The organism is Acidimicrobiales bacterium (genome assembly GCA_035533595.1).
GTDB lineage: Bacteria > Actinomycetota > Acidimicrobiia > Acidimicrobiales > Bog-793 > DATLTN01.
In genome coordinates this window covers 85,980-104,399 of record DATLTN010000006.1, presented here as the reverse complement: position 1 = coordinate 104,399, position 18,420 = coordinate 85,980, and the positions used below count along the sequence as shown (strand labels likewise).

Annotated in this window: 17 protein-coding genes, 2 tRNA genes, 1 pseudogene and 1 riboswitch; of the genes and pseudogenes, 12 read left to right on the top strand and 8 right to left on the bottom strand. The window is 70.7% G+C overall.

The features are described from left to right. The 3 genes and pseudogenes from VNF07_01760 to VNF07_01750 form a co-directional block, all read left to right on the top strand. Positions 1-280: hypothetical protein (locus tag VNF07_01760; GenBank protein HVB04959.1), on the top strand; the 280-nt coding region annotated here is incomplete at its 5' end. Between the two features lie 469 nt (positions 281-749). Next, positions 750-1,604 (top strand): hypothetical protein, encoded by an 855-nt coding sequence (locus VNF07_01755; protein HVB04958.1) that lies wholly within the window; start codon positions 750-752, stop codon positions 1,602-1,604. 410 nt (positions 1,605-2,014) lie between these two features. Beyond that, positions 2,015-2,116, bottom strand: a riboswitch (TPP riboswitch). A 419-nt stretch (positions 2,117-2,535) separates the two neighbouring features. Then, positions 2,536-2,877 (top strand): annotated as a pseudogene (locus VNF07_01750) (pyridoxamine 5'-phosphate oxidase family protein). A gap of 1,116 nt (positions 2,878-3,993) precedes the next feature. Here VNF07_01750 and VNF07_01745 read toward each other — a convergent pair. Together VNF07_01745 and dut are read right to left on the bottom strand one after the other, a co-directional pair. Beyond that, a tRNA-Gly gene (locus VNF07_01745) sits at positions 3,994-4,069 on the bottom strand. A 42-nt stretch (positions 4,070-4,111) separates the two neighbouring features. After that, the gene (gene dut / locus VNF07_01740; GenBank protein ID HVB04957.1) at positions 4,112-4,549 is read right to left on the bottom strand and encodes a dUTP diphosphatase; all 438 of its coding nucleotides are present in this window, start codon (positions 4,547-4,549) and stop codon (positions 4,112-4,114) included. Positions 4,550-4,609: 60 nt separating this feature from the next. Here dut and orn point away from each other — a divergent pair, with 60 nt between their 5' ends. Further along, entirely contained in the window at positions 4,610-5,173 is a 564-nt protein-coding gene (gene orn / locus VNF07_01735) for an oligoribonuclease (GenBank protein ID HVB04956.1), read from the top strand. Between the two features lies 1 nt (position 5,174). Here orn and VNF07_01730 read toward each other — a convergent pair whose 3' ends face one another. From VNF07_01730 to VNF07_01720, 3 genes are all read right to left on the bottom strand, one after another. Then, positions 5,175-6,179 carry an acryloyl-CoA reductase gene (locus VNF07_01730; protein HVB04955.1) on the bottom strand — a complete coding sequence of 335 codons (1,005 nt, stop codon included), beginning with the start codon at positions 6,177-6,179 and terminating at the stop codon, positions 5,175-5,177. A gap of 81 nt (positions 6,180-6,260) precedes the next feature. Continuing rightward, the gene (locus VNF07_01725) at positions 6,261-6,737 is read right to left on the bottom strand and encodes an NUDIX domain-containing protein (GenBank protein ID HVB04954.1); all 477 of its coding nucleotides are present in this window, start codon (positions 6,735-6,737) and stop codon (positions 6,261-6,263) included. 8 nt (positions 6,738-6,745) lie between these two features. Next, complete coding sequence (locus VNF07_01720) at positions 6,746-9,043, bottom strand: xanthine dehydrogenase family protein molybdopterin-binding subunit (protein HVB04953.1); 2,298 nt, start codon at positions 9,041-9,043, stop codon at positions 6,746-6,748. A 125-nt stretch (positions 9,044-9,168) separates the two neighbouring features. Between VNF07_01720 and VNF07_01715 the strand changes: the two genes are divergently transcribed. From VNF07_01715 to VNF07_01680, 8 genes are all read left to right on the top strand, one after another. Then, entirely contained in the window at positions 9,169-10,041 is an 873-nt protein-coding gene (locus VNF07_01715) for a xanthine dehydrogenase family protein subunit M (protein HVB04952.1), read from the top strand. Further along, positions 10,034-10,522 (top strand): (2Fe-2S)-binding protein, encoded by a 489-nt coding sequence (locus tag VNF07_01710; GenBank protein HVB04951.1) that lies wholly within the window; start codon positions 10,034-10,036, stop codon positions 10,520-10,522. The genes VNF07_01715 and VNF07_01710 overlap by 8 nt, the downstream gene beginning before the upstream one ends. Before the next feature lie 43 nt (positions 10,523-10,565). After that, positions 10,566-12,014 carry an NAD-dependent succinate-semialdehyde dehydrogenase gene (locus VNF07_01705; GenBank protein HVB04950.1) on the top strand — a complete coding sequence of 483 codons (1,449 nt, stop codon included), beginning with the start codon at positions 10,566-10,568 and terminating at the stop codon, positions 12,012-12,014. 89 nt (positions 12,015-12,103) lie between these two features. After that, a complete protein-coding gene (locus tag VNF07_01700) occupies positions 12,104-13,444 on the top strand; it encodes a Rieske 2Fe-2S domain-containing protein (protein HVB04949.1) in 1,341 nt (446 codons plus the stop codon). 28 nt (positions 13,445-13,472) lie between these two features. Further along, on the top strand, positions 13,473-14,456 hold the full coding sequence (locus tag VNF07_01695; protein ID HVB04948.1) for a PDR/VanB family oxidoreductase: 984 nt from the start codon (positions 13,473-13,475) through the stop codon (positions 14,454-14,456). Between the two features lie 9 nt (positions 14,457-14,465). Further along, positions 14,466-15,065, top strand: coding sequence for a GNAT family N-acetyltransferase (locus VNF07_01690; protein HVB04947.1), 600 nt, complete (start codon positions 14,466-14,468; stop codon positions 15,063-15,065). 11 nt (positions 15,066-15,076) lie between these two features. After that, a tRNA-Val gene (locus tag VNF07_01685) sits at positions 15,077-15,152 on the top strand. Between the two features lie 121 nt (positions 15,153-15,273). Then, complete coding sequence (locus VNF07_01680) at positions 15,274-15,495, top strand: hypothetical protein (protein HVB04946.1); 222 nt, start codon at positions 15,274-15,276, stop codon at positions 15,493-15,495. A gap of 39 nt (positions 15,496-15,534) precedes the next feature. On the opposite strand, the gene VNF07_01675 is transcribed toward VNF07_01680, so the two are convergent. Genes VNF07_01675 through VNF07_01665 form a run of 3 tightly spaced genes read right to left on the bottom strand, consistent with a single transcriptional unit; the run spans position 15,535 to position 18,403 of the window. Next, the gene (locus tag VNF07_01675) at positions 15,535-16,125 is read right to left on the bottom strand and encodes a DUF4232 domain-containing protein (protein ID HVB04945.1); all 591 of its coding nucleotides are present in this window, start codon (positions 16,123-16,125) and stop codon (positions 15,535-15,537) included. Between the two features lie 41 nt (positions 16,126-16,166). After that, positions 16,167-17,498 carry a Glu/Leu/Phe/Val dehydrogenase gene (locus VNF07_01670; GenBank protein ID HVB04944.1) on the bottom strand — a complete coding sequence of 444 codons (1,332 nt, stop codon included), beginning with the start codon at positions 17,496-17,498 and terminating at the stop codon, positions 16,167-16,169. Then, the gene (locus VNF07_01665) at positions 17,495-18,403 is read right to left on the bottom strand and encodes a DMT family transporter (protein ID HVB04943.1); all 909 of its coding nucleotides are present in this window, start codon (positions 18,401-18,403) and stop codon (positions 17,495-17,497) included. The genes VNF07_01670 and VNF07_01665 overlap by 4 nt, the downstream gene beginning before the upstream one ends. Positions 18,404-18,420: the final 17 nt, after the last annotated feature.

The following is an 18,420-nucleotide window of genomic DNA, read 5'->3' as shown; positions in this document are numbered from 1 at the left end:
CGCAAAGGCGGCGGGACTTCGCGAACCGCGAATCACGAGTGACGTGAAGCATGTCGAAATCGGCTTGACCGACAAGTCCGACTCAGCGCGTTTTGCGGCGGGCTGGCTTGCAGAACGAGGAATCACCGGCGAGCTCATCGCCCTTTCGCATGAGATGCACCGAATGCACGGCGCTCGGGCGATGCCTTCGGAAGAACCCGAGCTCTGGACGGCCAGTTCGAGACAGGAACTATTGGCACGCCAGCCTCTTCATAGCCAGCGCTTGCTGAAAGACAGGTAGAACTGCCATGAGATTCACGAACCGAGCACAAGCGGGTCGGCGCCTCGCTAAGAAGTTGGCACAACTTCAAGGAAGGGACGTGGTGGTGCTCGGGCTCCCGAGGGGCGGAGTACCGGTCGCATTCGAGGTGGCTCGGGCACTCGGCGCACCACTCGACGTCATCGTCGTGCGCAAGATCGGCTTTCCCCACCAACCCGAGCTTGCAATGGGGGGGCAATCGGCGAGGACGGCGTTCGTATCGTGAACCAAGACATCGTGCGATTGACCGGGGTCACCGAAGCAGAGTTCGCGACGGTCGAACGCCATGAACGCGCGGAACTCGAGCGCCGCGCCCGAGCGTTCCGTGGCGAATGTCCCCCGGCTCTCGCTTGCGGGGCGGACAGCACTGGTCGTCGATGATGGGATCGCAACTGGGTCGACGGCGCGTGCCGCGTGCCAGGTCGCTCGAGCTCACGGAGCGACCAGGATCGTGCTTGCCATCCCGGTCACTCCATGTTCGGTCTTCGCGGATCTCGGCGGCGATGTCGACGAGATCGTCTGGCTCGAGACACCCGAACCCTTCCACGCCGTCGGACAGTGGTATTCGGAGTTCTCGCAAACTTCCGACGAGGAGGTTGTCGACCTCCTTCGCCGGGCTCGCGAGGGAACGAAATTGACCCACGCCGTAGCCGACGCCGACCCGCTGGTTCGCGACGAGGAGGTCGCGGTGAACCCCGGACCGGTCCGCCTTGCCGGACACCTCACCGTGCCCGAAGTCACTCGGGGGTTCGTCATCTTTGCTCACGGAAGTGGCAGCACCCGCCACAGTCCCCGCAATCGCTTCGTCGCCTCGTTGCTCAATGAGGCGCGACTCGGAACGTTGCTCTTCGACCTCCTCACACCGACCGAGGAGCTCGAGCGTGCCAACGTGTTCGATATCGAACTCCTCGCGAGGCGCTTCGCGAAAGTCACCGAATGGCTGCGCGGCGAGCGCGAGGTCGATGAACTGCCGATCGGCTACTTCGGGGCGAGCACCGGAGCGGGCGCCGCACTGCTCGCGGCGGCAGAACCGGACAACCAGGCCGCCGTGGTCGTGTCGCGCGGCGGCCGGCCCGATCTGGCCGGGTCAGCGCTGGCAAATGTACGGGCTCCGACGTTGCTCATCGTGGGTGGCCATGACACGGCCGTGCTGGAGCTCAACCGCGCCGCCCAAGCGCGTCTTCGCTGTATCAGCGAGCTCGCCGTGGTCGCGGGCGCGACGCACCTCTTCGAGGAACCAGGTGCCCTCGAGCAAGCCGCCGAACTCGCGCGCGATTGGTTCATTCGACATCTCTCGGTGAAGTGAGCGAATCGATCGGGCGGCACCGCCAGCTCGAACCAAGACCTCCCGTGGGCGTATCTTTTCCTCACTCCGATGCACTTCACTTCATGGAACAAGGCTCGGACCGGACTTCGACAGTCAAATTGCGAACTACTCGCGAAACATGGCTCGCGGTTTCGACAAGGCGGCATCTCGCCAGCTCGCACGCCGAGCAGTTCGAGGAATTGGCTTCCCCATAGAGCGCGTCTGATTCCGATGGCATGCACGATCACGCGACGATTCTCCTCGTGAACGTGACTCCTTGACAGAGTACAAGGACCTTTCATACCGCTGATCGCAGAACGGGACCTGGGCCAGTGACATTCAGGAGAAGAACGACTGACGATTCACGGCTGACCACGAACGCCGGAATCCAGTTCAATCGACGCATGCAAACGATTTACGAGACTTCTCTCTTCGCCGGCATTATCCGGGTCAGATACTGGGGGTCGTCGAGTTTCCTCGACCTCTCAGCTCTCGCTCCCTCTTGGTCTCGTAAACCATTTCTTATTAGAGCACTGCGGTGAGCGGTCGCCTAGGGCCGAAAGACTCTTGGTGACCCGTGGCGACCACACGCGGCAACGACACCTTGAGCAGCTGCGAGGCGTCGGCCCGGACGTCGCTGGTCTCGACGTGCGGGATCTGAATCGGCCCTTGTCGGGGTTGGCCTTCGCCATGGCCCCTTCAAGATGTGTGCGGCCAGACCGAACTGTCAGGACCTGATCCCGGTGCGATGAGCTCGCCTTCCGCCTTCACTGATTTGGGCCATCGGACCCTAGGCATCCGCCAACGGATGGGCCAGGCTCAAACTATGTGGATCGATCAGCACGGCTCGGAGGTGCTCGAGCGAACTGAATGCTTTCGCCTGCTTGCTGTGGCAGCGAAGGAGCACAGCATTGCCTGACTTGGTGTCGCTACGTCGAGCTCCCCGGTCATCGTCCCTGTGAACTTCACCTACGACGACGCTGGCGTGGTGATCCGGATCGCCCAAGGGACGATCAGCAACTTTGCCGCGGGCTCGCTCGTCGCGATCGAGATCGATCGGGTCGATGAGAAGGTCGGCGAAGCGTGGAGCGTCCTGCTTCGCGGGTTCGCGCGCGTGCTCAGCACTACAGGTGATCTCCCATCAAAGCGCGAGGTTCGACGCGTTCCCCAACCGCTCGCCCCGGTCCCTGGCGATCTGGTGATCTGGGTGCGGGGAGACGACGTCACTGGACGTCGCTTCCCACTGATTACCTCACAAGCCGATGACGGCTAATCGTTTCGAGAAAGAGTTCGACCGTACGTTTCTTCGCACGCGCCCGCATGCAATGACGCAGGACCCGTGACCATCAAGTTGCTGAGTGGGACCCAGATTCCTTTGTCCACCCGCGCCGATCATCCAAACAGAGCAGAAGGAGACAGCCATGGGAAATAGAAGCAAATTGGTCGTTGTCACCGCGGGGTCTGCCGCGTTCGCCGCTCGAGCGTTGTCGAGAGCTCGGCGTCGTGCCCGGCTGGCGGCGAGCACGAAAGGAATCGCCGAGGTGATCATGCCCTCTGTGGTCGAAGAGACTCCATCGGCACAACAACGCCTTATCACTGACGAGTCACATGCCCCGGGCCATCAGCATCTGATGAGGAGAGCAATGAACGCGTCCGAGTCCGAGCCCGAGCCCGTAGACGACCGTCCGTTCGCGAAGCACCAACGCGGCTTGCGCCATCCGGGCCGTCGCTGATCGGAGTTGCTATGCCTCATGTTCGTAGCCGCAGGCCAACAATCATGAAGGTCCTGCTATTGCCGCGCGTGAGAGTCCTTACCATGGGACTGGTCCAGTGAAGCGGTCGCCGGCCACCCGCCCAACGCCAAGGCGAGACACCTCTCGATCGCGCGGCGTGCCCACGGAAGCAGCAGAGGCAGAGTTCGCGCTTTCCGAAGAGCGAGTCGCGATAGCGGGGCGCGCCGATGCCGAGTTCTCCGTGCTTGAACAAGACCTGCAGTCGCTCGTCGCCAAGCACGAGAAGGACCTCGAGCTTGTTCACGCGGTGCACCGGACTGATGCAGTCAACCTCCTGCACTATCTCGCGTTGCGGCGACATGACGAGCACGATCTTCAGCGGAGACTGACCGAGCTCGGTCTCTCATCACTCGGCCGATGCGAGCCGCATGTGATGGCCTCAGTCTTGTCGATTCACGGGATCGATCCGGGTGACCTCAGATCGCTACGGACACTTGTTTCCGGGTGCACGTGCTGCCCTCGCCGAGTCGCTGGAAATCACGTTCCGAGCTACGACCGATCTCGCTGGACGGACAAACGCCGGATGAAGTCCGCTCGGAGATCGAAGAAGAGCCGGAGCGAGAACCCGAATCAAGCCTCTGACCAGGTCGTCGATTTGGAGCGGACGACGGGATTCGAACCCGCGACCCTCACCTTGGCAAGGTGATGCTCTACCAGCTGAGCCACGTCCGCCTGCTGAGGGACCATGGTAGTCCGCCTCGGGGGAGGCGTCGCTCACCGGCCGGTGTGACCGAATCCCCCCTCGCCTCGCTGGCTCGTGGGGAGGATCTCGCCGCGCACGAAGCTCGCCTGCTCGACCGGCACGATCACGAGCTGTGCCACGCGATCGCCGCGTCGGACCTCGTAGGCGATCTCGGGGTCGGTGTTCACGAGCAGCACCTGCAGTTCGCCCCGGTAGCCGGAGTCGATGAGGCCGGGACTGTTCAGGCAGGTGATGCCGTGGCGGGCGGCAAGGCCGCTCCGAGGAAGCACGAGCCCCGCGTAGCCGACGGGAATCGAGACCGCGACGCCGGTCGAAACCAGGCCGCGCCCGCCGCGCGGCTCGAGGCGGAGGTCCTCGCGGGCCACGAGGTCGGCGCCGGCGTCGCCGACGCGCGCGTACGCAGGCGCAGCGAGCTCCTCGTCGAGGAGGACGATCGGGACCTCGATCACGTCCGCAAGCTAGTGCCGCCGCCCGGCGGACGTGCCACGAGGGTCACGTAGCATCGCCGGATGCTCGTCTGGATGGATCTCGAGATGACCGGCCTCGACCCCGACCGGCACGTCATCGTCGAGATCGCCACGCTCGTCACCGACGACCAGCTCGCGATCGTCGCCGAAGGGCCCGACCTCGTCGTCTCGGCGAGCGCCGACGAGCTCGCGAAGATGGACGCCGTCGTCGACAAGATGCACCGCGAGTCCGGGCTGCTGGCGGCGATCGAGGCCTCCCCCCTCACCTTGGAGGAGGCGGGCGCCGAGACGCTCGCGTTCATCAAGGAGCACGTGAAGGAGGCGGGGCGGGTCCCGCTCTGCGGCAACTCGATCGGCGTCGACCGCCGCTTCCTCAGTCGCCACCTCCCCGAGATCGAGAACTACCTGAACTACCGATCGGTCGACGTCTCGACGGTGAAGGAGCTCTGCCGGCGGTGGGCGCCGGGGCTGTATGGCAAGGCGCCGAAGAAGTCCGGGAACCACCGGGCCCTCGACGACATCCGCGAGAGCGTCGCCGAGCTCGCCTACTACCGCGACCGCTTCTTCCGCATCGCCGACGGGGACGACGGAGCGCCCGCGGAGTAGCTCAGCGCGCGACGTCGAGGACGACGCGCCCGCGCACCCTACCCGCGAGCACCTCCGGCGCGAGGGAGGCCACCTCCGAGAGCGCCTCGACGCGGGCGACCGTCCCGGCGAGGCCGTCGGGGAGGAGCGCCCCGAGGCGCGACCAGGTGGCCCGTCGCTCCTCGGCGTGCAGCGTCACCGAGTTCACGCCGGCGAGGACGACGCCGCGCAGGATGAAGGGGTAGACCGTGCTCTCGAGCTGGCTGCCCCCCGCCAGCCCGCAGGCCGCGACGGTGCCGTTCGGCGCCGTGCGGCGGAGCACCTCGGCGAGGGTCGCGCCCCCGACGACGTCGATCGCCGAGGCGAAGCTCACCGGACCGAGGGGGCCGCGCCCGACCGGGGCCAGCTCCTCGCGCCCGACGACGCGCGCCGCGCCGAGCGCGCTGAGGTAAGCGGCCTCCTCGACCCGTCCGGTCGAGGCGACGACGGTGTAGCCAAGGCGGCCGAGCAGCGCCACCGCGTACGAGCCGACGCCGCCCGCAGCGCCGGTGACGAGCACCGGCTCGCCGCCTAGGCGCTCGGGCGTCGCGCCGTTGCGCTCGAGCGCCGCGCAGCACAGCATCGCGGTCAGCCCCGCGGTGCCGAGCGCCATCGCCCCGACGGCGCCGAGGCCCTCGGGGAGGCGGACGCACCACTCCGCCGGCACGCGCGCGTAGCGGGCGTACGCGCCGGGGTGGTCCTCGCCGAGACCGCCGCCGGCGACGAGCACCTCGTCGCCGACGGAGAAGCCCGGGTCGCTCGAGGCGACGACGCTGCCGGCGAGGTCGATGCCGATGGTGAGCGGGAAGCGCCGCACCACCGGAGCCGTCGCGGTGGTGGCGAGGGCGTCTTTGTAGTTGAGGCTCGAGTAGGCGACCTCGACGGTGACCTCGCCCTCGCCGAGGGACTCCTCGCCGACCTCGGCGAAGGCCGGGGGCACGCCCTGTTCGGTGGCGACGAGCGCCCGGAAGCGGCCGAGGCCGGCCACCTCAGCGCCCTCCGGCGGTGGACGTGGGCTGCTTCGGGGGGTGCACGGCGCCGTTGTAGCACGCTCGCGCGCGCCGCCCCTTCAGCGGAGCTCGCCCGCCAGCACCTCCTGCAGGCGGTCGATCAGCTCGCCCTGCGCCTCGACGAGCACCCGCTTCGCCTCTGCGAGGGAGCACCACGCGCCGCGGTCGCACTCGGGGAAGCGCTGCAGCTCGCCCGAGCGGGGTGGCCACTCGAGCTCGAAGTCGTTCGAGCAGACGAAGGCAAGGGCCGGGTCATCACTCTCGGCCGCGAAGGCCACGACCCGCTTCCCGTTGCGCTGGCGCACCTCCCCGAGCTCGATCACCGACCCGGCGGGGGGTGGGGCGCCCACCTCCTCGGTGAACTCGCGACGCGCCGTCTCGAGCAACTCCTCCCCCGGCTCGGCGAGCCCCTTCGGGATCGACCACACCCCCTCGTCGCGATGCGCGAAGTAGGGGCCTCCGGGGTGGACGAGGAGCACCTCCGCGCCCTCGGCGGTGCGCCGGAAGCAGCAGAAGGCGGCGCTCACCGCCGGCATCGCGGCGCTCAGGCCGGCAGCGCAGCGCCGTCGAGCAGCGCGAGCACCCGCGGTGGCGTGAGCGGCTGGCGGGTGATCTCCACGCCGAAGGGTGCGAGCGCGTCCGCCACGGCGTTGATGATCGCCGCGGGGGCGCCGATCGCGCCTCCCTCCCCCATCCCCTTGAAGCCGCCGGGGTTGGTCGTGGCCGCCGTCTCCAGGTGGTCGTACTCGATGACCGGCACCTCGGTCGAGGTCGGGATGAGGTAGTCGAGGTAGGTGGTGGTGAGCGGGTTGCCGGCCTCGTCGTAGACGAAGTGCTCGTACAGGACGCCGCCGATCCCCTGGATCACGCCGCCTGCGATCTGTCCCTCGACGACATTGGGGTTGATCATCACGCCGCAGTCCTCGCTCACGATGAAGCGCCGCACGGCCACCTGCCCGGTCTCGACGTCCACCTCGCAGACCGCCACGTGGGTGGCGTTGGAGAAGGTGTAGCCGGTGCTCGTCGTGAAGCGCCCGACCGTCTCGAGGCCCGGTTGCATCCCTGCCGGGAGGTTGAGGGAGGTCTCCGCGAGCGTGGCGATCTCCCCCAGGCTCTTCTGCCGCACCGGGGCGCCGCGCACCTGCACCACGCCCTTTTCGATCTCGAGGTCCTCGACGCTCGCCTCGAGCGCATGGCCGGCGATCTCGAGCACCTTTCCCCGCAGGTCGACGGCGGCCTTGATCGCGGAGTTCCCGCCGCTCACCGCGTTGCGGCTGCCGCCGGTGGTCGCTCCGAAGGGGGTCGCCGCGGTGTCGCCGATGACGATGCTCACGTCGGCGAGATCGACACCGAGCTCGTCGGCGACGATCTGGCAGATCGTCGTCTCGACGCTGTGGCCCTGCGAGCCGCTCCCCACGCTGACGAGGACCTTGCCGGAGGTGTCGATGCGGATCGCCGCCCCGTCGCTCACCCGGCGGGCACCCATCGCCGAGGGCTCGACGAAGACGCTGATCCCGACACCGAGGTAGCGACCCTCGCGGCGGGCCTCCTGCTGCGCGCTGCGGAAGGCGCCGTAGTCGAGGAGGGCGACGGCGCGCTCCATCGTCTCCTCCGCAGTGATGAGGTCGTAGTTCATCCCCGTGCCGGTCCGGTAGGGGAGCTCCTCGCGATGCAGGATGTTGCGGCGGCGGATCTCGAGGACGTCGATGCCGAGTCGCCGGGCGATGAGGTCGAGCATCGTCTCGCGCAGCACGGACTCGAGCATCCAGGGCCCCCGGTACGCGGCGCGCGAGGAGGTGTTCGTGCGGATCGAGGTCGACCGCACCTCGACGACGGGGATCCGGTAGGGGCCGGGGATCATCGTCACGAAGTTGCCGCCGCCCGATCCGCCGTAGGCCCCGCAGTCCTGGTAGTGGTCGACCTTCATCGCGAGGATCCGTCCCTCCTCGTCGGTCGCCACCGAGACGTCGGCGAACTCGCGGCGCGCGTGCGGACCGGCGACGAGGTTCTCGTAGCGATCCTCGATCCAGCGGAGCGGCCGGTCGAGGAGGCGGGCGGCGACGGGGATCGCCGTCTCCTCCCGGCTCACCGAGATCTTCTGGCCGAAGGCACCGCCGACGTCGCCGGCGATGACACGCACCTTGGTCTGGTCGACCTGCATCACCGAGGCAAAGTGCGAGACGGCGGGGTGCGGACCCTGGGTCGAGATCCAGACCGTGAGCTGGCCCGTCGCCGACTGCCAGCGGGCAGCGACGGCACGCCCCTCCATCGGGGAGTGGACGTAGCGGTGCTGCTCGATGCGCTCGGTGAAGCAGTGCGGCGCCGCCGCGAGCGCGGCGTCGACGGTCGCGAAGCCCTCGCTCACCGAGGGGTTGAAGGCGTTGGAAGTGTCCGCGTCGTGCGCGAAGACCGTGTCGGCGACCGCCTCCTCGAGGTCGATCACCGGCTGCTGCGGGGTGTAGCGCACCTCCACCAGCTCGGCAGCGTCCTCGGCTTCGGCGCGGCTGTCGGCGACGACCATCACCACCGGCTCGCCGACGTAGGAGACTGCGGTCGTCGCGAGCAGGCTCCCCCGCCACCCTCCGGGGAGCTTCAGCCCGACGCTCAACTCGGCTCCGGTGAGTACGCCGCGCACCCCCGGCGCGGCGCGCGCCGCGTCGAGCTCGAAGGCGTCGATCGTCGCCTTCGGGTAGGGGCTGCGGACGAAGGCGACGTGCGCGCAGCCGCGCAGCTCGATGTCCGCGACGTAGGCGCCCTGCCCGGTGAGCAGGCGGGGGTCCTCCTTGCGGCGGGCACGCGCGCCGACGAAGCGGGCTGCGCTCCCTGCCTCGACTTGTGTCACCGCGACCTCCCGATCGATGGACGACGCCGAGCATACAAACCGTCCCCGCCGTGGCCCGTGGGAGGCGGTTGCACCGGCGGCGCGCCGACCGTACGGTTCTTCGCACCCTCTCCCCCGGAGCGACAGTGAAGCCGGCCCTATTCGACTACCACGCACCGACGACGATCGAAGAGGCCGCCGCGCTGCTGCACGAGCACGCCGAGGAGGCCAAGGTCCTCGCCGGTGGCCAGAGCCTCGTGCCGATGCTCGCGCTCCGCCTCTCGCGCTTCGAGCACCTCGTCGACGTGAACCACGTCGACGAGCTCGCCGGGGTGGACGCCGAGGGAGAGGGCCTCCGCATCGGCGCGATGACGCGGCAGGCGGTCGCCGAGCGCTCCGCGGAGGTCGCCCGACGGGCCCCACTGCTCGCCCGCGCCTTGCCCTTCATCGGCCACTTCCAGATCCGCAACCGCGGCACGGTCGGCGGGACGATCGCGCACGCCGACCCGGCGTCCGAGCTGCCCGCCGTGGCCTGCGCCCTCGACGCCGAGATGGAGGTGGCGAGCGTCCGCGGCTCGCACAGGATCGCCGCCTCGTCCTTCTTCACCTCGGTCTGGGAGACCGCCCTCGAGCCCGACGAGCTGCTCGTGGCCGTGCACCTCGCGGCGGCACCGCCCCGGTCGGGGAACGGCTTCGAGGAGCTCGCCTGGCGCCTCGGCGACTTCGCGATCGCCGGCGCCGCCTGCCACCTCACCCTCGACGCCGCGGGCACGGTGGCGCACGCCGCGATCGCGCTGATGGGCATGGGCCCGACCCCGCTGCGCGCCGGGGCGGCTGAGGCGGCGCTCTCCGGGCAAGACGCAGGGCGCGTCGATCTCGCCGAGGTCGCGGCGCTCGCGCTCGCAGGCGTCTCCCCCGTCGACGACGTCCACGCTTCGGCGGCGTACCGCCTGCGCGTCGCCGCACCGATGATCCGCCGCGTCGTCGGCCAGGCGCTCGAGGAGGCACGCCGTGGATGAGCTCCCCGTCGAGATCGTGGTGAACGGCGAGCGAGTCCGCGCCTTGGTCGAGGCGCGCGAGACCCTCGCCGACTTCCTCCGCGACCGCTGCTCGCTCACCGGCACCCACCTCGCCTGCGAACACGGCGTCTGCGGGGCGTGCACCGTCCTCCTCGACGGTGCGGCGGTGCGAGCCTGCCTGCTCTTCGCCGTGCAGGTGCGCGGGCAGTCGGTGACGACCGTCGAGGGCCTCTCCCCGACCGACGGCACCCTCAGCGCGGTGCAGGAGGCGTTCTGGGCGAACCACGGCCTGCAGTGCGGCTTTTGCACCCCGGGCTTCGTGGTCTCGATGACCGCCTTCCTCCGCGACCACCCTGTACCGAGCGACGAGGAGATCCGCGAAGGCCTCTCGGGCAACCTCTGCCGCTGCACCGGCTACCAGGGGATCCTGAAGGCGGTGCGCGCCGCGGCCGAGACGCTGAGTGGCGCCGAGGACGAGTAGCGGCCGAGGCCTCATCAGCCGGCGCTCGCCGTAGCGTCTTTGTATGGCGACCCTCCCCTTCGACGCCCCCACCCGTGCCTTCATCGGGGGCGCCTTCTCCCCCGCCGCGGGCGGCTCCACCTTCCCCGTCCTCGACCCCGCGAGCGGGGCGCTCCTGGCCGACGTCGCCGACTGCGGGGCGGCCGAGGCGCTCGCCGCACTCGACGCGGCCTGCGCGGCGCAACGCGACTGGGCGGCGACGCCGCCGCGCGAACGGAGCGAGCTGCTGCGGCGGGCCTTCGAGCTGATGATCGAGCGGCGCGACCCGCTCGCCCGCCTCATCGTCTTGGAGAACGGCAAGGCCCTCCCCGACGCGACCGGGGAGATCACCTACGCCGCGGAGTTCCTCCGGTTCTACGCCGAGGAGGCGGTGCGCAACCGTGGCGAGTTCAGCACCGCCCCCGGCGGAGCCAACCGCCTGCTCGTCCTGCACCAGCCGGTCGGTCCCTGCCTCCTCGTCACGCCCTGGAACTTCCCGCAGGCGATGCTGACCCGCAAACTCGGCCCGGCGCTCGCCGCGGGTTGCACGGTCGTCGCCAAGCCCGCGGAGGACACGCCGCTCAGCGCGCTCGCGCTCGCCGAGCTCTTCGCCGAGGCGGGGCTGCCCGAGGGCGTGATGAACGTCGTGCCGACCAACCGCCCCGCAGAGGTCGTCGGAGCGCTCCTCTCCGACTCCCGCCTGCGCAAGCTCTCCTTCACAGGATCGACCGAGGTCGGGCGCCTGCTCCTCGCGCAGGCCGCGCCGGGCGTCGTGAACACCTCGGTGGAGCTCGGCGGCAACGCCCCGTTCCTCGTCTTCGCGGACGCGGACCTCGACGCCGCGGTGGCCGGGGCGATGGTCGCGAAGATGCGTCACGGTGGTGAGACCTGCACGGCGGCGAACCGCTTCTACGTCCAGGCGCCCGTCGCCGCCGAGTTCTCCCGCCGCCTCGCCGCCGCGATGGGTGGCCTCAAGGTCGCACCGGGGCTCCAGGAGGGGTCCGAGGTCGGCGCGCTCGTCAACGCGGCGGCGATCGAAAAGGTGGAGCGCCTCGTCGACGGCGCCCTTGCCGCGGGCGCCCGCGCCCTCGTCGGCGGCCGGCGGGTCGACCGAGCGGGCTACTTCTACCCGCCGACCGTCCTCGGGGACGTGGCCCCCGAGGCCGCGATCCTCGCCGAGGAGATCTTCGGGCCCGTGGCCCCGATCAGCGCCTTCGACGACGAGGAGGAGGCGATCGCGCGGGCCAACGACACCGAGTTCGGCCTCGTCGCCTACCTCTACACCGGCGACCTCGGGCGTGGGCTGCGCGTTGCCGAGGCGCTCGAGACCGGGATGGTGGGCCTCAACCGCGGCCTCGTCTCGGACCCCGCCGCGCCCTTCGGGGGGATGAAGCAGTCCGGGCTCGGCCGCGAGGGCGGCCACGAGGGGATGGAGGAGTACCTCGAGACGAAGTACGTCGCGCTGAGCTGGTGAGGCCCGCGCCGTCGGCCCCGGCGGCAGTCTGCGATTAGCGTTCGCGGTGCGGCCGAGGAGCCGACGAGCAGCCGGCCGGGGGGTGGCAGATGCTGACAGCCGAAGAGAACGAGATCCTCACCCGCGTCGGGCCGGGGACGCCGATGGGCGAGCTCCTCCGCCGCTACTGGACGCCGGCCTGCCTCTCCGCCGAGATCCCCGCCCCCGACGACCCACCGCTCAGGGTGCGCCTGCTCGGCGAGGACCTCGTCGCCTTCCGTGACACTTCCGGCGCCGTCGGCCTCGTCGGCGAGCACTGCCCGCACCGCGGCGCCTCGCTCTACTACGGGCGCAACGAGCAGGCCGGCCTGCGCTGCGTCTACCACGGCTGGAAGTTCGACACCGCCGGGCGATGCGTCGAAATGCCGAACGAGCGGCGCAGCTTCGCGGAGCAGATCCACCACCTCGCCTACCCGGTCCACGAGTCGGGCGGGATCGTCTGGGCCTACATGGGCGCGCCCGAGACGATGACGCCGTTTCGCGACTTCGGGACCGACTCGCTCGCGCCCGATCAGGTCACCGCCGCGAAGCTCCGCACCGACTGCAACTGGATCCAGGCGATGGAGGGCAACATCGACACCGCCCACATCTCCTTCCTCCACCAGTTCGAGGGGATCGACGACATCCCCGACGACGGCTCGGACCGTCCCGGCTACCCCTCCAACGCGATGTCGTGGAAGTTCTGGCGGCATGACCGCACCCCCCGCCTCGAAGTGGAGAACGAGTGGTACGGCTTTCGCTACGCGGCGCTGCGCGAGACGCCGAACCACCACACCCACGTGCGGATGACGACCTACGTCGCCCCCTACTCGACGCTCGTGGCGAGCATCCCCTTCACCACCCGCCAGGGGATGTTCGTCCCCTCCGACGACGAGCACACCTGGCGCTACAGCTTCGTCACGCAACCGCCCGCCAACCCGCGCAACCTCGGGGGGGCGAACCTCTTCGACGTCGCGCCGTACACGACGCCGTTCAGCGGCGGGCCGCGCCAGGGCGTCACCCCCCGGCCGTACACCGAGGAGAACGAGTACCAGATCGACCGCGCCGTGCAGCGCAGCTCCACCTTCAGCGGCGTCGCCGACTTCGTGAGTCAGGACCTCATGGTGACCGAGTCGATGAAGCCGATCTACGACCACACCAAGGAGCACCTCGGCACGACCGATCTGGCGATCATCCGCATGCGCCAGGTCCTCATCGACGCCGCCCTCGGCCTCGCCGAGGGCAAGGCGCCGCCGGGGATCGCGACCGGGCCCGAGCAGGACTACCGCACCATCCGCGCCGCCGAGAAGATCCTCGAGGTCGGCGAGGACTGGCGGCTGCTCGGCACCGACGACGACCCGGTGGTGCGGGAGGCGTTGCAGCTCGGCGAGGTCGCGCCCAGCCCCGCTTGAGGCGCCCGATGCCCCGCCGGAAGCGGCGATGAGCCCGAACGAGGGCGCGACGCGCGCGCTCCTCGTGTGCCGGGTGAGCCTCGAGGCCGACGACGTGATCTCGATCGAGCTCACCGAGCCCGACGGTCGCGAGCTGCCGGCCTGGGAGCCGGGCGCCCACATCGACCTCTTCACGCCGTCGGGACGGATCCGTCAGTACTCCCTCTGCGGCGACCCGCAGGACCGCGCCCGCTGGCGGATCGCGGTGCTCCGTGAGGACCGCTCGCGCGGCGGCTCGCGCGAGCTGCACGACCATCCCCTCGTCGGGCGCAAGCTGCGCGTCATCGGCCCCCGCAACCACTTCCCCCTCGTGGACGCGGAGCGCTATCTGTTCCTCGCCGGCGGCATCGGCGTCACCCCCATCCTCCCGATGCTCGCCGCCGCCGAGCGGGCGGGACGCCCCTGGTCCCTCGTCTACGGGGGGCGCAGGCTCTCGTCGATGGCCTTTCGGAGCGAGATCGCGCGGCGCAGGGGCGGCAGCGTGCGCCTCGTCCCGCAGGACACCGACGGCCTCCCCGACCTCGAAGCGGCGCTCAGCGAGGCGCCCCCCGGGACGGCTGTCTACTGCTGCGGCCCCGAGCCGATGCTGCAAGCCGCAGGGGCCGCCTGCCTCGGCCACCTCGGCGCGGCGGCGTTCCACCTCGAGCGCTTCTCCGAGCCCGCGGGGCCGCTCCCCGAGGCGACGGCCGTGGCGGGCGAGCGCTTTGCCACCTTCGAGGTCGAGCTCGCGAGGAGCGGCAGGGTCCTCACCGTCCCCGCCGACAAGTCGCTGCTGCGCACGGTGAAAGAGGCCGTCCCCACGGTGCTCTACTCCTGCGAGGAGGGCTACTGCGGCACCTGCGAGACGCGAGTCCTCGGGGGCCTCCCCGACCACCGGGACAGCATTCTCTCCGCTGCCGAGCAGGCAACGAACACGACGATGATGATCTGCGTGGGGCGCTCGCTCAGTGAGCGGCTCGTCCTCGACCTCTGAGAGGTCGCGGTGCCCGACGGCGGCGAGGCCGCCCCGCTCCGTCTCCCCGACCGGCTGGAGAGCGACGGCCTGTTGCTCGGGCGCTGGCAGCCGAGCGACGCCGCGGCGGTGCGGGAGAACCTCGAGCACCTCCGCCCCTGGATGCCGTGGATCGCGTTGGAGCCGCTCTCGGCGGCGGACCGTCTCGCGTTGATCGAGGGGTGGACCACCAACTGGGAGGGCGGCGGGGACGTGACGCTCGCCATCCTCCGGGGCGCCGAGGTCGTCGGTGGGACCGGACTCCACCGCCGCCGCGGCCCGCACGGCCTCGAGGTCGGCTACTGGGTCGACCACCGCCACCTCCGCCAGGGGATCGCGACGACCGCCGCCCGCCTCCTCACCGCCGCCGCGCTCGAGCGTCCGGGGATCGAGTTCGTGGAGATCCACCACGACGAGGCGAACACCGCCTCCGCGGCGGTGCCTCGACGCCTCGGCTTCGCCTTCATCGGCACAACGCCGGACACCCCGGTCGCGCCGGGGGAGGTCGGGATCGACTGGACCTGCAGGATGACCGGGTCGCGCTGGAGGGAGGGCGGCTTGCCCTCCCTCACCGTCGCCGCAGGCCAGTAGCCTCGCGAGCAGGGCGCTTAGCTCAGTTGGAAGAGCAGTTGGCTTACAACCAACAGGTCGTCGGTTCGAGCCCGGCAGCGCCCACCACACGCCCACCGGAGCGGGTGACACGCGCCGGGCGCGGCGACTCGGTCGGCGCCCCGTCGGATTGGCGGCCGTAGGCGGCGGGTAGCCACCGTACGAGATCGACTCCCACGGAGGTCCGAGGATGGCGAACGAGCAGGATCCCACCCGCGTCGACGACGCGACCCGCGACGCCGAAGCCGAGGAGGCGCGCACGACGGCGCACGCCGACCGGCCGCCGACGCCCGAGGAGGAGGAGCTCGCCGACGAGGCGGGAGGCGTCGACGAGGACGTGGCCGCGCACGAGAAGGAGATGCTCGAGCGCGGCGCCAACGTGAAGGGCGAGGGCGCGATCAGCCCGTCCTAGCGGGCCCGGTGCGGCCGCACCGGTGGCCGACTTCGAGTGCTACGGGTTCTCGCTCCCGGGGACGCCGAAGGCGTAGACCTTCACCGTCCCGCCGCAGGGGCTGAACGACACCGGCGCAGTGACCGATTCGCTGCTCCCCGGCGGAGCCATCTCCACCGACGCGACAGTGGTGCAGCCGCCCCCGACCGGGACGTCGCTGAAGATCACGAGGAACTCGGCGGAGCCGTTCGTCTTCAGCGTCACGGCCGCGGGGGCCGGCCCCGCGTCCTGGTCGGTGATCGCCAGCTTGGCCCCGGCGCCGGCGCCGCCCCCGGCGGTCGGCCCGAAGAAGGTCAGCGAGGGGTAGCCGTCGAGACGGCAGGTGGCGGGGCCGTTGTTGGTGACCGTGAAGGTTTCGACGCTGCTCCCCGCCGATGCGCCGCCGCCCGAGGCCGACAGCGACAGCGCCCCCGTCGAGCAGGTGGGGCCTCCCGCCAGCGTCGTCGAGGTCGTGCTGCTCGTCGAGGTGGCCGTGGTCGTCGTCGTCGAGGTGCTCGTCGAGGAGGTGGGCTGCGAGGGGCTGCACGCCGACAGGCCGAGCAGCGCCCCGGCGACGAGCAGCGCTCCGACCAGGCGGCGTCGATTCCCCACGCCTGATGTGTACCAGCTGGCCGACCCGTCGCTCGCCATCGCTAGGGGAACAGGCCGCGCAGCGAGGTCGCCTCGGCGACGCGCTCGAGGCCGAGCGCGACCGCGGCGCGCCGGAGCGTCACCTTCAGCTCGTCGGCGCGGCGGTAGGTGTCGTCGAAGGCCTTGGTCATCATCCTCGTGAGACGGGCGGCGACGACGTCGGCCTCCCAGGCGAAGCCCTCCCGGTCCTGTGCCCACTCGAAGTAGGAGGCCATCACGCCGCCGGCGTTGGCGAGCACGTCGGGGACGACGACGATGCCGCGCCGCTCGAGCACCGGGTCGGCGGCGGGGACCGTCGGGCCGTTCGCCGCCTCGATGAGGACCTTCGCGCCGAAGTGCTCCGCGACCTCGGCGGTGATCACGCCGCCGAGCGCGGCGGGGACGGCGAGTTCGCACTCGAGGGCGAAGATCGCCTCACGCGCGAGCGGATCGGCCGTCGGGAAGCCGGCCACGGTGCCCGTCCTCGCGACGTGCTCGGAGAGGGCGGCGGGGTCGAGCCCCGCGGGGTTGTGGACGGCGCCCTGCACGTCGGCCACCGCGATCACCCGCATCCCGAGCGAGGTGAGCAGGTAGACGAGGGGGCCGCCGACCTTCCCGTAGCCCTGGACGACGGCACGCGCCCCGGTGAGCTCCATGCCGAGCTCGGAGAAGAGCGCCTTCGTGCAGATCGTCACGCCCGTCGAGGTCGCACCGACGTGACCGTGGCTGCCGCCAAGGGCGATCGGCTTGCCGGTGACCACCCCCGGCGTGGAGCGCCCCTGGATCATCGAGATCGTGTCCATCACCCACGCCATCACCCGCGCGTCGGTGTTCACGTCCGGGGCGGGGACGTCGCGGTCGGGGCCGAGGATCGTCGCGACGTCGAAGGTGTAGCGGCGCGTCAGCCGTTCGAGCTCGCTCAGCGAGAGGGTGCCGGGGTCGATGCGCACCCCCCCCTTCGCGCCGCCGAAGGGGATGTCGACGACCGCGCACTTGATCGTCATGTCCGCCGCGAGCGCGGTGACCTCGTGCACGTCGACGTCGGGGTGGAAGCGGATCCCGCCCTTGCCGGGGCCACGGCTCGTGTCGTGGTGGATGCGCCAGCCGGTGTACACCTCGATCGTCCCGTCGTCCCGGCGGATCGGCACCGCGACCTCGAGGATGCGCTCCGGGTTGGTGATAAGGCGGGCGGTGCCGGCGTCGATGCCCGCCAGCGCGACGCCGTCGGCGATCCGCTCCTTCACCGCCTCCCAGGCGTCGTAGGAGCCGGCCTGCGACGGGACGGGGATCTCGGGCGCACTCGGGTTCGGCGCATCGCGCCGGAAGCGGGCGCGGGCGGGCGTCGTCGGGCTCACGCGCCCCCTCCGGCCGCGGCGTGGCCGAGGGCGTGCTCCGGCGCGGAGAGGCGCTCGTGGGCCTCGCTCTGATCGATGAGCGGCGAGGTGCTGAGGATGAAGAGGCCGAGGACCATCACGCCGAGGGCGAGCACCTCGAGCGCGGTCCGTGCGCCGCCGTGCTGCAGGTGGTCGTCGAAGAGCCAGATGCCCATCACGATGCTCGAGAGCGGGTTCACGATGAGCAGCGCCGACTGGGACGCCGCGACCGGCCCCGCGTTCAGCGCGTGCTGGCTGAGGACGAGGCCGAGGAGACCCGCCCCGGCAACGCCGTACGCCTCGAAGTGGGTGAAGACGAAGCCGGGCCCGCGCCCCCACTGCTCGGCGACCGCCTTGATGCAGGCGGCGGTGAGGGCGAAGGCGATCGCCGCCGCGACGCCGGTGCAGGCCGCCCGCCAGGCGCGCGGGCCCCGACGGCCGGCCGACGAGGCGAGGACGATCGCGCCGCCGCTCGCGATGAGGAGCAGCCACCAGTCCTGCCGGCTCGGCGAGGAGCCGCCGCCCGAGGAGGAGCTCAGCGCGAGGAAGCCCCCGAGGCCGACGGCCGTGCCGCCGGCGCCCGCCCACTCCCGCCAGCCGAGGTGGAAGTGGAAGCCGACGCTCAGCACGGCGAGCAGGAAGACGATCTCGGTGACCATGATCGGCTGCACGGTCGAGAGGTTGCCGCCGGCCAGCGCGAGGGCCTGGAGGAGGAAGCTCGCCGTCGTGAGCGCCAGGCCGGCGTACCAGATCGGTCGCCGGAGCGCGCCGGCCATCATCGCCCGGGTCGAGCTGCCCGAGGTCCCCGCCTGCTCGAGGCCGAGGCGCTCGAGGACGGTCGCGAGGGCATTGGCGAGCGCCGCCAGCAGGGCCAGCGCGATGACCATCGACGTGTTTATAGCCG